11 protein-coding genes are annotated in these 14,247 nt (G+C 48.0%); all 11 read left to right on the plus strand.

The features are described from left to right. Positions 1–298: 298 nt before the first annotated feature. The 11 genes from galU (H7A77_RS04640) to cpsG all read left to right on the plus strand — a co-directional run bounded on the left by galU (H7A77_RS04640) (position 299) and on the right by cpsG (position 14,214). A complete protein-coding gene (gene galU / locus H7A77_RS04640; protein WP_033650760.1) occupies positions 299–1,195 on the plus strand; it encodes a UTP--glucose-1-phosphate uridylyltransferase GalU in 897 nt (298 codons plus the stop codon). Positions 1,196–1,248: 53 nt separating this feature from the next. Next, on the plus strand, positions 1,249–2,142 hold the full coding sequence (gene galU / locus H7A77_RS04645; RefSeq protein ID WP_072628009.1) for a UTP--glucose-1-phosphate uridylyltransferase GalU: 894 nt from the start codon (positions 1,249–1,251) through the stop codon (positions 2,140–2,142). 436 nt (positions 2,143–2,578) lie between these two features. Then, positions 2,579–3,715 (plus strand): polysaccharide export protein, encoded by a 1,137-nt coding sequence (locus H7A77_RS04650; protein ID WP_033650761.1) that lies wholly within the window; start codon positions 2,579–2,581, stop codon positions 3,713–3,715. A 10-nt stretch (positions 3,716–3,725) separates the two neighbouring features. Next, a complete protein-coding gene (locus tag H7A77_RS04655) occupies positions 3,726–4,160 on the plus strand; it encodes a protein tyrosine phosphatase (RefSeq protein WP_182073874.1) in 435 nt (144 codons plus the stop codon). Between the two features lie 12 nt (positions 4,161–4,172). Continuing rightward, the gene (wzc, locus tag H7A77_RS04660) at positions 4,173–6,350 is read left to right on the plus strand and encodes a tyrosine-protein kinase Wzc (RefSeq protein WP_033650607.1); all 2,178 of its coding nucleotides are present in this window, start codon (positions 4,173–4,175) and stop codon (positions 6,348–6,350) included. 104 nt (positions 6,351–6,454) lie between these two features. Further along, entirely contained in the window at positions 6,455–7,591 is a 1,137-nt protein-coding gene (locus H7A77_RS04665) for a glycosyltransferase family 4 protein (RefSeq protein WP_182073875.1), read from the plus strand. Position 7,592: 1 nt separating this feature from the next. Next, a complete protein-coding gene (locus H7A77_RS04670; RefSeq protein ID WP_033650609.1) occupies positions 7,593–8,915 on the plus strand; it encodes a hypothetical protein in 1,323 nt (440 codons plus the stop codon). Positions 8,916–8,952: 37 nt separating this feature from the next. Then, entirely contained in the window at positions 8,953–10,017 is a 1,065-nt protein-coding gene (locus H7A77_RS04675; RefSeq protein WP_033650762.1) for a glycosyltransferase family 1 protein, read from the plus strand. Between the two features lie 173 nt (positions 10,018–10,190). Beyond that, a complete protein-coding gene (locus H7A77_RS04680) occupies positions 10,191–11,351 on the plus strand; it encodes a glycosyltransferase family 4 protein (RefSeq protein ID WP_033650610.1) in 1,161 nt (386 codons plus the stop codon). Between the two features lie 15 nt (positions 11,352–11,366). Further along, positions 11,367–12,782 carry a mannose-1-phosphate guanylyltransferase/mannose-6-phosphate isomerase gene (locus H7A77_RS04685; protein ID WP_042785671.1) on the plus strand — a complete coding sequence of 472 codons (1,416 nt, stop codon included), beginning with the start codon at positions 11,367–11,369 and terminating at the stop codon, positions 12,780–12,782. Positions 12,783–12,840: 58 nt separating this feature from the next. Beyond that, positions 12,841–14,214, plus strand: a complete 1,374-nt coding sequence (gene cpsG, locus H7A77_RS04690) for a phosphomannomutase CpsG (RefSeq protein ID WP_042784047.1) — start codon at positions 12,841–12,843, stop codon at positions 14,212–14,214. Positions 14,215–14,247: the final 33 nt, after the last annotated feature.

A 14,247-nucleotide genomic window follows, 5' to 3' on the forward strand; every position in this document is an offset into this window, starting at 1 on the left:
GATCTAAGGCTTGTATCACTTGGACATTAGTATAAGAATCCTAGCCATATAAACGTCAGTAACTAACATTGTTTGGTTATAAAGGCTCCAGTTTTTTTATTGTTTTGTGAGCGGTGCGGCAATCCAGATTAAGAGCAAATGCCGCTTTACAAAAAGTGATTTGGCTCACGGGGTGACGTGAGTGAAAACGTCAATAACAGTACTTTGGTAGCTGCAAGCCAAGGGCGGTAGCATGCTTGATGAATGTTCCCTTTTTACTTGCCGCGGGGATGCAGCGCCACGATGAATTGGAATGAAAATGCAGAAAAGACTCAAGGCAGTGATCCCTGTAGCGGGCTTGGGAACCCGAATGTTGCCGGCAACCAAAGCCATCCCTAAAGAAATGTTGCCGGTGGTCGATAAGCCCTTAATTCAGTACATCGTCAGTGAGTGCGTAGCGGCGGGCATCAAAGATATCGTTTTGGTTACCCATTCATCAAAAAATGCGATTGAAAACCATTTCGATACCTCCTTTGAGCTTGAGGCGATGCTCGAAGCGCGCGTGAAGCGTCAGTTGTTGGCCGAAGTAAAAAGCATTTGTCCACCGGATGTGACCGTGATGCAAGTGCGCCAGGGCCAGGCGAAAGGGCTGGGACATGCCGTATTGTGCGCCAAGCCGATGATAGGCGATTCTCCTTTCGTGGTGCTGCTTCCGGATGTTTTGCTGGATGATGCAACCGCGGATCTGCGCACAGAGAATCTGGCCAGAATGCTCCAGCGTTTCGACGAGACGGGATTCAGCCAGATTATGGTTGAACCGGTGCCGGAACAGGATGTGTCCAAATATGGCGTCGTTGACTGCGCCGGCGCGACGATCGCTGTGGGTGAAAGCGCGCCGATGACGGCCGTGGTAGAGAAGCCGGCTCGCGAGGATGCGCCTTCCAATCTGGCGGTTGTTGGCCGTTATGTGCTTGCCGCCGATATTTGGCCGTTGCTTGAAAAGACGCCACCCGGCGCGGGCGATGAGATCCAACTGACCGATGCGATCGCGATGTTGATGGATGAACAAACGGTGGAAGCGTTCCACATGAGCGGTAAATCCCATGATTGTGGTGACAAGCTTGGCTACATGAAGGCATTTGTGCAGTATGGATTGCGTCACGGCTCCGAAGGCGAAAACTTCAGTCGCTGGTTGAAGCAGACGTTGAATAAGTAACAGGCTGTCGCCACTGCGGCTGAAAGCGATCACCAGATTGAATGAGGGCTACTATGACGAAGTTGAAAGCGGTTATTCCTGTGGCAGGGCTGGGTATGCGTATGCTTCCGGCGACCAAGGCGATTCCGAAAGAAATGTTGCCGATCGTAGATAAACCGCTGATTCAATACATTGTCAATGAATGTGTTGCTGCCGGGATCAAAGAGATCATCTTGGTGACGCATTCTTCTAAGAACGCCATCGAAAACCACTTTGATACCTCATTCGAATTGGAGGCGATGCTGGAGGCTCGTGTGAAACGGCAGCTGTTGGATGAGGTGCAGTCGATAACGCCAAAAGGCGTCACGCTGATGCATATCCGGCAGGGGCAGCCAAAGGGGTTGGGCCACGCGGTGCTCTGTGCCAAACCTTTGGTCGGTGATTCGCCGTTTGTCGTTCTGTTGCCGGATATCTTGCTGGATGACGCAAAAGCCGATTTGAAGAAAGACAATCTGTCACACATGATTGCGCGCTTTGAACAAACCGGTCTGAGCCAGGTGTTGGTTCAGACGGCGGATGAACACGTCCTGCATGACTATTCTGTGGTGCAGTGTGAAGCCAGCAGCCTGGCTCCTGGCGAAAGCGCTCGTATCACGTCGATTATCGAAAAACCGGCGCCGGAAACCAAGTTGGAATCCAACTATTCGGCGGTGGGACGTTATGTGTTGTCAGCGGATATTTGGCCTCTTCTGGAGACGACCAAACCGGGGGCCTGGGGCCGTATTCAACTGACCGATGCGATTGCCGAATTGTTGAAACACAAACCGGTAGAGGCAACAGAGTTGGTTGGGGAGTCGTTCAACTGTGGTGAAAAACTGGGGTACCTGCGGGCGTTTGTCACCTACGGTTTGCGTCATCCTACTCAGGGCAAGGCTTTCCGGGAATGGGCCGAACAGCTGACGTTTTGAACTAGACTGGATGGTTTCCCATCGGCCCGATCACTGTAAGGAAATCAGGAGAGTGGTTGAATTTTGGGGAATTTCACTGTCTCAATTTTTATATTAGTATACATTCAATAGCGGGTTGCTGAGTTGCCTTGGCGAGTGATTTTTGCACGAACTTGCCAGGCTGCTCTGCAATATACTGTTATTAATACAAATTAAAGCCCGAATCGGCCCCGGTATCGATTTTCGCCAATGCGAGGCTTCTCAGCTTATTTATCTTGCCAATAATAGCTTTGCTCTTATCAACGGCAGATAAACGTTATTGAAAATTGCAACAGGGCGCTTATTGAGAGACGGCGCAGCAAGTGTCAGGCATTTTGATAAGGTTACAGCGAGGCAGCCACGGTTGGCTAGCATTGTAGCTTTGCAGATACATTTACTTGAAAGTGATGATAATTTGATGGCAAAACGACAATTGAAAGTGATATCGCTATTGATATCAATTAGCGTAATCAGTGGATGCACGGTGTTTCCTGGAACCCATTTATCGACCAGTGGAAAAGATGTCGTAAAACAAGAAGATGCTGACTTCGATATTGATAAGCTGGTCAATATTTACCCTATGACGCCTAAGCTGCTGGATTCGATGCGTCCCGCAAAGGTGGTTGCTCAGTCGAATGCGCAATTGGACGCATCGCTGCGCACGTATGAATACCGGATTGGTGTGGGTGATGTCCTTAACGTAACGGTTTGGGACCATCCTGAACTGACTACGCCTGCGGGCCAATACCGCAGCGCCAGCGACACCGGTAACTGGGTGCATGCCGACGGTACTATTTTCTATCCTTATATCGGTAAGGTGAGCGTGGTAGGTAAAACGGTCACCGAGATCCGCGATCAAATCGCCAGGAGACTGGCGCAATACATTGAAAGTCCACAGGTTGACGTCAATATCGCCGCTTTCCGTTCACAGAAAGCGTATGTGACGGGGGAAGTCGCCAAGTCGGGTCAACAACCGATCACCAACGTGCCATTGACGGTGATGGATGCCATCAACGCCGCCGGCGGGCTGACGGAAGATGCCGATTGGCGCAATATCATTTTGACTCACAACGGCAAAGAGCAGCGCCTTTCATTGCAGCAACTGATGCAAAATGGGGATTTGACCCAGAACCGCCTGCTCTATCCTGGGGACATTCTGTACATTCCTCGTAATGACGATCTCAAGGTGTTCGTGATGGGGGAAGTAAAAACTCCATCCACGCTCAAAATGGATCGCAGCGGTATGACGTTGACGGAGGCGTTGGGTAGCAGTCAAGGGCTTGTACAATCGAGTGCTGACGCGACAGGCATTTTCGTTATTCGACCTCTGCATGGCACTCAGGGCAATAAACTGGCAAACATCTATCAGTTGAATATGTCGGATGCGACAGCCATGGTGATGGGGACGGAATTCCACCTTCAGCCTTATGACATTGTCTATGTCACTGCGGCGCCGGTCGCTCGTTGGAATCGTCTGGTCACGCAGTTGGTGCCAACCATCGACGGCTTCAACAACCTGACGGAAGGTACGCTGCGTATTCGTAACTGGCCGTAGAGGATACGCTATGTTTGATTCTGTTTTGGTTGTCTGTGTTGGAAATATCTGCCGTTCTCCGACGGGGGAGCGGCTGTTGAAAAAACATCTGCCACAAAAAAAAATCGCGTCGGCCGGTATCGGCGCACTCGTCGGTAAGCCGGCGGATGAGGCTGCGGTGGCGGTGGCGGAAGAGCATGGTCTTTCTTTGGATAACCATGTTGCACAGCAGTTGACCAAGGAAATGTGTCGTGAATATTCGCTGATACTGGTGATGGAAAAAAGTCACATTGAGGCCGTTTGCCGTTTAGCCCCCGAAGTCAGGGGGAAAACCATGCTGTTCGCTCACTGGATGGGGCAGGCTGAAGTTCCTGATCCGTATAAGAAGAGTCAAGAAGCGTTTGAGTTTGTATATAACCTTCTGGCTGAAGCTGCGCAGAAATGGGCAAAAGCATTAAATCGTTAACCAGAGATGACAATGATTGATAATAGCAAACTGGGTCCGGCTGCGGGCGCAAGTAATGATGAGATTGATTTAGGTCGGTTGCTGGGAACGCTGCTGGATCATCGGTGGCTGATTATAGGGATTACGACATTCTTTGCTGTGATCGGCATCGTCTATTCTCTGTTCGCAACGCCTGTATACCAGTCGGATGCATTGATTCAAGTTGAACAAAGTTCGGGTAACTCGATCCTCAACAACCTTTCCGAAATGTTGCCTACGGCACAGCCTGGTTCTGCGGCGGAGATTGAGCTGATCAAATCCCGCATGGTGCTTGGCAAAACCGTCGCAGATTTGAACCTGAATACGGTCGTTGAACAAAAATACTTCCCGATCTTTGGGCAGGGTTGGAATCGTTTGATGGGGAACGAACCCGGCAAGATAGCCTTGTCGCGTTTGTCTATTCCTTATTCATGGAATGAGAAAGACCTTGAGCTGGAAGTGATTGATAAAAACAGTTTCGCTCTCAGCGTTGATGGTGATGAATTCCTCAAAGGCAAAACGGGTGAGCTGGTCAATCAAAAAGGCGTGACCATGCTGGTCAGCGAAATTGACGCGGCGCCTGGTACGGTCTTCAAAGTGACCAAGCGCAGCGATCTGATGGCTATTAACGCGTTGCTCGCGGCGTTGACGGTTGAAGATAAAGCCAAGGACACCGGCGTGTTGGCGTTGACCCTGCAAGGGGAAGATCCTGAGCTGGTGGGTAAAACGCTCGACAGCATTTCGAAAAATTATTTGCTGCAGAACGTTGAACGTAAGTCGGAAGAAGCGGCCAAGAGCCTCGAATTTCTGAAAGAGCAGTTGCCGCAGGTGAGAACCTCTCTGGACATCGCCGAAGATAAGCTGAATAAGTTCCGTCAGGACAATGATTCCGTCGATCTGTCGCTTGAAGCCAAGTCTATGTTGGACAGCGTGGTTTCTGTCGAGGCACAACTGAATGAGTTGACCTTCAAAGAAGCTGAGATATCGAAGCTGTATACTAAAGAGCACCCGGCATATCGTGCTTTGATGGAGAAGCGTGGGACCCTGGAAGGGGAACGCGCGAAGCTGAATAAACGTATTAGCGTAATGCCTAAGACGCAGCAGGAAATCTTGCGGCTAACCCGAGATGTTGATGCGGGTAAAGAAATCTACATGCAGCTGCTGAATAAGCAACAAGAGCTTGGGATCACCAAAGCCAGTACCGTGGGTAATGTGCGTATTGTCGATCCGGCGGTGACTCAGCCAAAACCGGTTCAGCCACGTAAAACCTTGATTGTTCTGCTGTGTGTGGTGTTGGGCGGGATGTTCTCCATCGGCATCGTGGTGCTTAAAACCATGCTGCACCACGGAATCGAGAGTCCTGACGAGTTGGAGCAACGCGGTATCAACGTCTATGCCAGCATTCCATTGTCTGAATGGCAGCAGAAAAAAGACCGCGAAATGTTGCTGCGCACTCATCGCAAGTCCAATACGCGCGCCAACTCGTTGCTTGCCGTCGGCAACCCGGCTGACCTTGCCATCGAAGCCGTTCGCAGTCTGCGCACCAGCCTGCATTTTGCGATGATGGAAGCGAAGAATAATGTGCTGATGATTTCCGGCGCCAGTCCAAACATCGGTAAGACGTTTGTCAGTATCAACCTGGCGGCGGTTATCGCTCAGGCGGGGCAGCGTGTGTTGGTTATCGACGCCGACATGCGAAAAGGGTATTCACACACACTGCTGGATGCCGATTGGCAAAATGGTCTGTCTGATATTTTGTCAGGCAAAATCGATGCGGCCAGCGCGGTTCGTCCTACGCAAATCAACGGTATGGACTTCATTCCTCGCGGCCAGATTCCACCGAATCCTTCTGAGTTGCTGATGCACAGCCGTTTTGCCGATTTGGTCGAATGGGCGGACAAGCATTATGATCTGGTTCTGATCGATACCCCGCCTATCCTGGCTGTCACCGATGCGGCAATTATTGGCCACCATGTCGGTACGGCGCTGATGATCGCGCGCTTCGGTATGAACACGGTTAAAGAACTCGAGATCAGCGTGCGTAGATTCGATCAAAACGGTATCGAGATCAAAGGCATTATTCTGAACGCCGTTGAACGTCGCGCAAGCAGCTATTATGGCAATTACGGTTACTACCAGTACGAATACAAATCTGGCGGTAAAGACGCGTAATAAAGCAAATCTCCCTTCAAGAGGTTATAAGTGTCTTTATAACCTCGCTTTATCTAAAGCGCCTAGTCTTACGGCGCCGAAATACCTGATAAAAACCGGCTATTATGAATATATTAATTGTTAATAAATTATATGCACCATTCAAGGTTGGCGGCGCGGAAGTGTCTGTGCAACTTTTGGCGGAAGAGCTGGTTTCAAAAGGCGATAGAGTTCGCGTAGTTTGTTTACACGATGAAAAGTTCAGAAAACAGACGAAAATAAATGGCGTTGAGGTGGTTTATTTACCGCTGAAAAATCTGTACTGGCCTTTCAGTAATGAGCAAAAAGGGAAGTTGTCAAAAGTCGTCTGGCATTTGGTTGACAATTTCAATCCAATGATGGGAAAGGCTTTCTCCAGAGAGTTGGATGATTTTAATCCCGATGTGGTACATACCAATAACATCAGTGGCTTTTCTGTTGCGATTTGGGGCTGTGTCAAAAAAAGGAATATAAAACTCGTCCATACGGCTCGTGACTATTATCTCTTTCACCATAACTGTACGCTGTTTCAACATGGGGAAAATATGGATGTAGCTTCTGCAGCGGTCCAGTTGACATCTATGGTGAAAAAACGAAAAAGCAAGAATGTCGATAGGTTTGTCGGCATCAGCAAGTACATCTCTGCATTGCATCAAGATAATGGCTTTGCCATTAATGCCCGACATAGTCACATCTACAATCCGATAAAAAAAAGTCATGTTGCCGACCAATCGTCGTCGGTTATCCGGATTGGCTTTATTGGCCGTTTGACCGCAGATAAAGGGTTCAAGGCGTTCTGCGCCAAAGCGTTGGAAATGACGATACCGGGTGAGGTGGAGTTTTACGCTGCCGGGCGTTTTTCCTCCTCCGATGAAGGCCGCGCCTTGCAACTCAGGGCGGAGGAGGCTGGCGTCCATCTGTTGGGGTTTGTGCCGGTAGAATCCTTCCTGGCTCAGATTGATATGGTTTATTTGCCTACACTCTGGAATGAACCGTTTGGCCGAGCAGTAGCGGAAACGGCTGCTGCCGGCAAGCACGTCTTCACTTCTTTCGCCGGTGGCGTTGCTGAAATCGCTGAACATTACCCCAATGTATATCAGCTAAGTGAATTTACGTTGGAAAAACTGCGAATCTTAAAAAATGAGCGCGTCGAGTTTGTTGATGTGAATCCCTTTGACGCCGGGCGGTTGGCTGCGGGTTATCAAGAGGTTTATAAGAGCTGATATGGGATTCTCATCGAAAAAATTCGCAGACTATTTTGTTATCACCTATCTGGTAGTAATTTCAATCAGTGGGGTTATCAATATCGTCGCTCACAATACGACGCGCCTGATACTGCTTTATAAAGATGTCTATTCATTGGCATTACCGGCGTTTTTGCTGCTTTATCTGGCGGCCAATAAGAGTAGAACCGGCCCGGGTTTTAGAAGCTACCTACTGCTGTTTATTGGCATGGTTATGCTTTCCCTGTCATATGTTCTTATTTCTATTCTTAACAGCAATTTTAAAATTGGTAACGTCGTTACGCAATTCCGCTTCGAATTGTTTACCTATTCGTCGTTGCTGGTTGCCGCACTCTTGGTGTGTCTAGAGCCTGAACATCGCATGAAATTGCTGATGAGGCTGATTAAAGTTTACGTCATAGTCACCGTTGTCAATGCTATTTTCGCCATACTGGAAAGCGTGTTTTCAGGTTTGCTTTATGCGCTGACCGGGGTAAGTCCTGGATTGCAATTTACGCAAGTGGGAAAAGATAATGGGCTGATTTTACGTACCGCAAGCGGATTCTTTAGGGCGATAGGTCTTTTTAGTAGTCCTTTTACACTATCTGAGTTTTTATTCTTCGGTCTCATATTAAGTCCATTTGTTAGTAAGAAAAATCGCTTGAGATATATATTGATTGTCTCGGCCGGTATTGTCTGTTCCACATCGAAAACAGCTATAATTATGGCCGGTATTTATTTTGGCTATCTGTTTGTTCGTCGATTCCTATCGTTGAAAGCCAGTTTAGCCAGTGTGGTGCTTGTATGCGTGGCATTGTCATCATTCTTCTACGCAACCATGACGGACATGGGGATCTATAAATCTATCTATTCAAGCGATAATAATTATGCAGAGCAAAGTATTCTGGAAAGGATCTTACTGATTGAAGAAGTGAGAAATAGTGACACCTATTCAATTTTTACCGGAGCAGGTTACGGCGTTAACGGTAATGCCGCGGTCGGTGATGATGCTGCGCTGCCGTTGGACAGTATCTATATTTTCTTGCTTTCCAACTATGGCGGAGTGGGAATTTTCATCTTCTTACTTGCTGCGTCAATTATTTTGCTGAAACTGTATAATAAAGTCCGTTATGGACAGTTCTACACGGGCGTGTTCCTGTATTGGATGATTTCGCTATCTATCAACTTAGTTTATAACAACCCGATTACTAATTATCCAGGGTATGTTTTCTCGATTATTATTTCTGCTTTGCTTTTGTCATTTAGACAAGATGAGTTTTCTAAGATGGCTGATGCCCAAAGGCTCCAAGCGCAGACACGATAAGCTTGAATTGTATAGTGGCGTCGTCATAGAGGTATATATGATTGTTGTTAATGCACGATTTCTCACACAAGAGTTAACAGGGGTGCAGCGCTTTGCCGAACAGATTAGCCTGGCGCTACGGGAACTACGCGACGATATCGTTTTTGTTTCACCTGGTGACATAAAGAATACGAAGGCTGCTGAGTCGCTCAATGTAAAGGTGGTTGGACATCGAACCGGGCATCAATGGGAACAACGAGACCTGCCAAAATATCTGAAAGCCAATGGCAATCCATTGTTGATCAATTTAGGGAATACTGCGCCGCTGTGGTATAAGAATAAGGTCGTGACTCATCATGACGTGACTTATAAGAAATTCCCGCAGAGCTATTCTAGAAAGTTTCGGTTGATGTATAACCTGCTGATTCCCATCATGCTAAAAAACAGCCGTGCACTATTGACCGTTAGTGAATTTTCTAAAAAAGAAATTACGACGGCTTATGGTTACAATCCGAAAAATACCTTTGTGATCGCCAATGCTGTATCCGATCTTTTTTCTCGCAGAAGTGTCGAGAGTGCCAGCAATACTGATGAGCGTTTTCTGTTGGCGGTTTCTTCGCCTAACTATCATAAGAACTTTCATGGTTTACTGGCCGCTTTTTCTGCCGCATGTCAAAATACGGATGTTAAACTTAAGATTATCGGTGGAAAGAATAAGAATTTTTCAGGCATGGATTTCTCTGGCAATGATGAGAACGCCATGAAGAATGTTGAATTCTTAGGGCGAGTCACCGATGAAGAGTTGGTGGCGATTTACCAACGCGCTTTAGCGTTTGTTTTTCCTTCGTTCTATGAAGGCTTTGGTATTCCTCCATTGGAAGCCCAGGCTTGCGGATGTCCCGTCGTTTCGTCGAACCAGGCCTCCTTACCCGAAGTATTGGCGGATAGCGCCCTGTATTTTAACCCGTATAAGCATCAGGAAATGGTTGATGCACTGAATAGAATTATCAACGATGAATCGTTGCGCGAACAGCTCAAAGAGAAAGGGTACAACAACATCGGTCATTATTCCTGGCTTGAATCGGCCAAGAAGTTGGAAAATATTATCACTCAGTTGAGATAGCGCTAGGGTATTAGGCATTCGGTAATTGTAGAACGTTATTATGAAATTACGGATGCCTGGCATATCTGAAGAGACGTTGAGAAGATATCATTCAGCGATTCAGAAAAGCCGAATCATTAGTGAAGAGTATTCTTGTATTGGGATTTCAAATTTAAGGTGAGTTGGGGAGAGGTATGTCTGAACAGAAGTCGTTAAATGTCGGGGTCGTAGCCGATTGGTTGGTGACCTACGCAGGGGCTGAGCGCGTAATAAAAGAGTTTATTGACATATATCCCGATTCTACTCTCTATTCCGTGGTCGATTTTTTGTCGGATGCCGCTCGACAACAGATTCACAACAAGCATGCCACAACCACATTCATACAAAATCTACCGAAAGCCAAGACCAGCTATCAAAAGTATTTGCCTCTGATGCCGTTGGCTATTGAGCAGCTTGATGTCTCCTCTCATGATGTCGTGCTATCCAGCAGTCATGCTGTGGCCAAAGGCGTTCTGACTGGACCCGATCAGCTGCATATCAGCTATGTGCATTCGCCCATCCGTTATGCCTGGGATCTGCAGCATCAATACCTGCGCGAAGCTAACTTGATGAAGGGCATGAAAGGGCGGTTGGCTAAATGGTTGCTGCACAAAATTCGCATGTGGGACTATCGTACCGCTAATGGCGTTGACCATTTTATCGCTAATTCACAGTTTATTGCGCGTCGTATTAAGAAAGTGTATGGCCGTGAAGCCGACGTTATTTATCCACCTGTTGATGTGGATCGATTCTTACTTAATGAAAACAAGGATGATTTCTATTTTACGGCGTCGCGAATGGTCCCTTATAAGCGTATGGACTTGATCGTTGAAGCTTTCAGTGCGATGCCTGACAAGAAGCTGATCGTGATCGGCGACGGCTCGGAGATGGCGAAGATCAAAGCCAAAGCGGGCAAAAACGTTGAGATCTTGGGATACCAGAGCAATGAGGTATTGCAGGATCACATGTCCAGAGCCAAAGCGTTTGTTTTCGCTGCTGAAGAAGACTTCGGCATTACGCCGGTAGAGGCGCAGGCATGCGGAACACCCGTTATCACCTTCGGTAAAGGTGGCGCGTTGGAAACCGTGCGTCCGTTTGGCGTCAGCAATCCTACCGGGCTTTTCTTCTCGGAACAAACGGTCCCTTCGTTGGTCGCTGCCGTAGAGCAATTTGAGAAAATACAGGACCAAATCAGCCCTGTTGACTGTCGTACTCAAGCCTGCAAATTCTCTGCGGAACGTTTTCGCAGTGAGCTGACCGAATACATTAATGCCAAATGGCATGAGTTCAATACCGCGAAAACCATAAAATACTGATCGGTGAGATTTATTATGAGTAATATTTATCCTGTAATTATGGCTGGCGGTACCGGAAGCCGTTTATGGCCTCTCTCAAGAGAATTATTTCCGAAACAGTTTTTAGCGTTGTGCAGTGAATTTTCCATGTTGCAAACCACGGTCAACAGACTTGATGGGTTGGAGATATCAAACCCGCTGGTGATCTGCAATGAAGAGCACCGTTTTATTGTTGCAGAACAGCTGCGACAGATTACTCGTTTATCCCACAACATTATTTTGGAGCCGGTTGGGCGCAATACGGCACCGGCCATTGCACTGGCCGCGTTGCAGGCGACCGCAGGCGGCGAAGATCCCTTATTGCTGGTTTTGGCAGCAGATCATGTTATCCAGAATGAGGAAGCATTCCGTACGGCTGTATTGCAAGCGGTGCCTTATGCTGAAGCAGGAAAACTGGCGACCTTCGGGATTGTGCCGACCGGTCCGGAAACAGGGTATGGTTATATCCATAAAGGTGAAAGTATTGATGGGGCGCTTGCCTCTCGGGTGTCTCGCTTTGTTGAAAAACCGAATCTGTCGACGGCTAAAGAGTATCTTGCCAGCGGAGAATACTTATGGAACAGCGGGATGTTCCTGTTTAAAGCCAGCCGTTATCTCGAGGAGTTGAATAAATTTCGGCCGGATATTTTGGCTGCGTGTCGTCAGGCCTTGCTGCATACGGCGCCGGATCTGGATTTTGTCCGTGTCGATCGCGAAGCCTTTATTGTCTGCCCGGATGAGTCCATAGACTATGCGGTGATGGAGCAGACAGCGGATGCCATCGTGGTGCCGTTGGATGCGGGGTGGAGCGATGTCGGTTCCTGGTCGGCGCTTTGGGACATCAGTGCGAAAGATGCAAACGGCAACAGCACCTTTGGTGATGTGTTGCAGCATGATTGTTCAAATAACTATATTCGTGCCGAACATAAATTGGTCGCAACGGTAGGTGTAGATAACTTGGTTATCGTTGAAACCAAAGATGCTGTGTTGATCTCGAATAAAGATAAAGTGCAAGATGTTAAAGAGATCGTCAATCATCTGAAACGTGGACAGCGTTCGGAATGCAAGCAGCATCGTGAGGTCTACCGCCCATGGGGCAAGCATGACGCCATTGCGCAAGGCGAGCGTTTTCAGGTACGTAAGATAACGGTTAAACCTGGCGAGAAACTCTCATTGCAGATGCACCATCATCGTTCAGAGCATTGGGTGGTCGTTTCGGGTACCGCCAAAGTTATAAAAGGCGGTGAGACGAAGTTTGTAACTGAAAACGAATCTATTTATATTCCATTAGGTACTGAACACTCATTAGAGAACCCAGGAAAAATTGCATTGGATTTGATTGAAATTCAATCCGGCTCTTATTTGGGTGAAGACGATATTATTCGCATTGATGATAATGGAAAATACAAATAACGGTGATGTGTCTTAAGCGTGACATGTTTTCGTAAATTTTTTTGGTAAGGATTTTTAGATGACTCAAACTTTAACTTGTTTCAAAGCATACGACATTCGTGGCCGGTTAGGTGAGGAGTTAAATACGGATATTGCCTATCGTATCGGTCGGGCTTACGGTGAGTTTTTGCAACCACGCGAAGTTGTGGTTGGTGGCGATGTTCGTTTGACCAGTGAAGAGCTAAAATTGGCGCTGGCTGAAGGTTTGCGTGATGCCGGCGTTGACGTACTGGATATCGGGCTCAGCGGTACCGAGGAGATTTATTTCGCGACTTTCCATTTGGGTATTGATGGTGGCATTGAAGTGACCGCCAGCCACAATCCTATGGATTACAATGGCATGAAGCTGGTGAGAAGCCAGGCCAAACCGATCAGCGGTGATACCGGCTTACGCGATATTCAGCGATTGGCCGAAGGGAACGCGTTTGCCGAAGTGGATCCCTCTGCGCGTGGCAGCTACCGTAAGATTTCCGTAGAGGATGCCTATATTGAGCACCTGCTAGGCTATATCGATGTCAAAAATCTGAAGCCGCTTAAACTGGTGGTCAATTCCGGCAATGGTGCAGCAGGGCATGTGATCGATGCCATTGAAGCACGTTTCAAGCAACTGCAAGTTCCGGTCGAATTTATCAAGGTTCACCATCAGCCGGATGGTAATTTCCCTAACGGTATTCCTAATCCTCTGTTGCCTGAGTGTCGTGAAGATACGGCGCAAGCGGTTCGCGCGCATGGTGCCGATATGGGCATTGCGTTTGATGGCGACTTCGATCGTTGCTTCCTGTTTGACGAGAAGGGCGGCTTTATTGAAGGTTACTATATTGTTGGCCTTCTGGCTGCGGCGTTTCTGGAGAAAGAAACCGGTGCCAAAATCATTCACGATCCGCGCTTAAGCTGGAACACGATTGATGTGGTCAACGCCAGCGGTGGCGTGCCTGTCATGTCGAAAACCGGCCATGCCTTTATCAAGGAACGCATGCGTAAGGAAGATGCTGTCTATGGCGGTGAGATGAGTGCTCACCACTATTTCCGCGAGTTTTCTTATTGCGATAGCGGCATGATCCCATGGCTCTTGGTTGCCGAATTGCTTTGTCTGAAGAATATGTCCCTCGGACAATTGGTGGCCGATCGCATGGCTGCCTACCCGGCTTCCGGGGAGATTAACAGCCATCTGCAAGATCCTCAGGCATCGATTGATAAAGTCCTGGAATGCTATCGGTCTGATGCGCTGCTGTTCGATCACACCGATGGTATCAGTTTGGAGTTTTCTGACTGGCGATTCAACTTACGCAGCTCGAACACGGAGCCGGTGGTTCGCTTAAACGTTGAGTCGCGGGCGAATCCGTCATTGATGCAGCAGAAAACAGAGGAAATTCTTGCCTTGCTCCGCAGTTAAACTCTGCACTTACGCTATATTGGAAGTTCGGGG

This window comes from Serratia sp. ME47 (assembly GCF_903970925.1).
Lineage (GTDB): Bacteria > Pseudomonadota > Gammaproteobacteria > Enterobacterales > Enterobacteriaceae > Serratia > Serratia ureilytica.

Coding starts and splice junctions, on each gene's coding strand:
- H7A77_RS04670 (WP_033650609.1), top strand. CDS start 7,593: ATGGGATTCTCATCGAAAAAATTCGCAGACTATTTTGTTATCACCTAT.
- H7A77_RS04680 (WP_033650610.1), top strand. CDS start 10,191: ATGTCTGAACAGAAGTCGTTAAATGTCGGGGTCGTAGCCGATTGGTTG.
- wzc (WP_033650607.1), top strand. CDS start 4,173: ATGATTGATAATAGCAAACTGGGTCCGGCTGCGGGCGCAAGTAATGAT.
- H7A77_RS04650 (WP_033650761.1), top strand. CDS start 2,579: ATGGCAAAACGACAATTGAAAGTGATATCGCTATTGATATCAATTAGC.
- galU (WP_072628009.1), top strand. CDS start 1,249: ATGACGAAGTTGAAAGCGGTTATTCCTGTGGCAGGGCTGGGTATGCGT.
- H7A77_RS04665 (WP_182073875.1), top strand. CDS start 6,455: ATGAATATATTAATTGTTAATAAATTATATGCACCATTCAAGGTTGGC.
- galU (WP_033650760.1), top strand. CDS start 299: ATGCAGAAAAGACTCAAGGCAGTGATCCCTGTAGCGGGCTTGGGAACC.
- H7A77_RS04675 (WP_033650762.1), top strand. CDS start 8,953: ATGATTGTTGTTAATGCACGATTTCTCACACAAGAGTTAACAGGGGTG.
- H7A77_RS04685 (WP_042785671.1), top strand. CDS start 11,367: ATGAGTAATATTTATCCTGTAATTATGGCTGGCGGTACCGGAAGCCGT.
- cpsG (WP_042784047.1), top strand. CDS start 12,841: ATGACTCAAACTTTAACTTGTTTCAAAGCATACGACATTCGTGGCCGG.
- H7A77_RS04655 (WP_182073874.1), top strand. CDS start 3,726: ATGTTTGATTCTGTTTTGGTTGTCTGTGTTGGAAATATCTGCCGTTCT.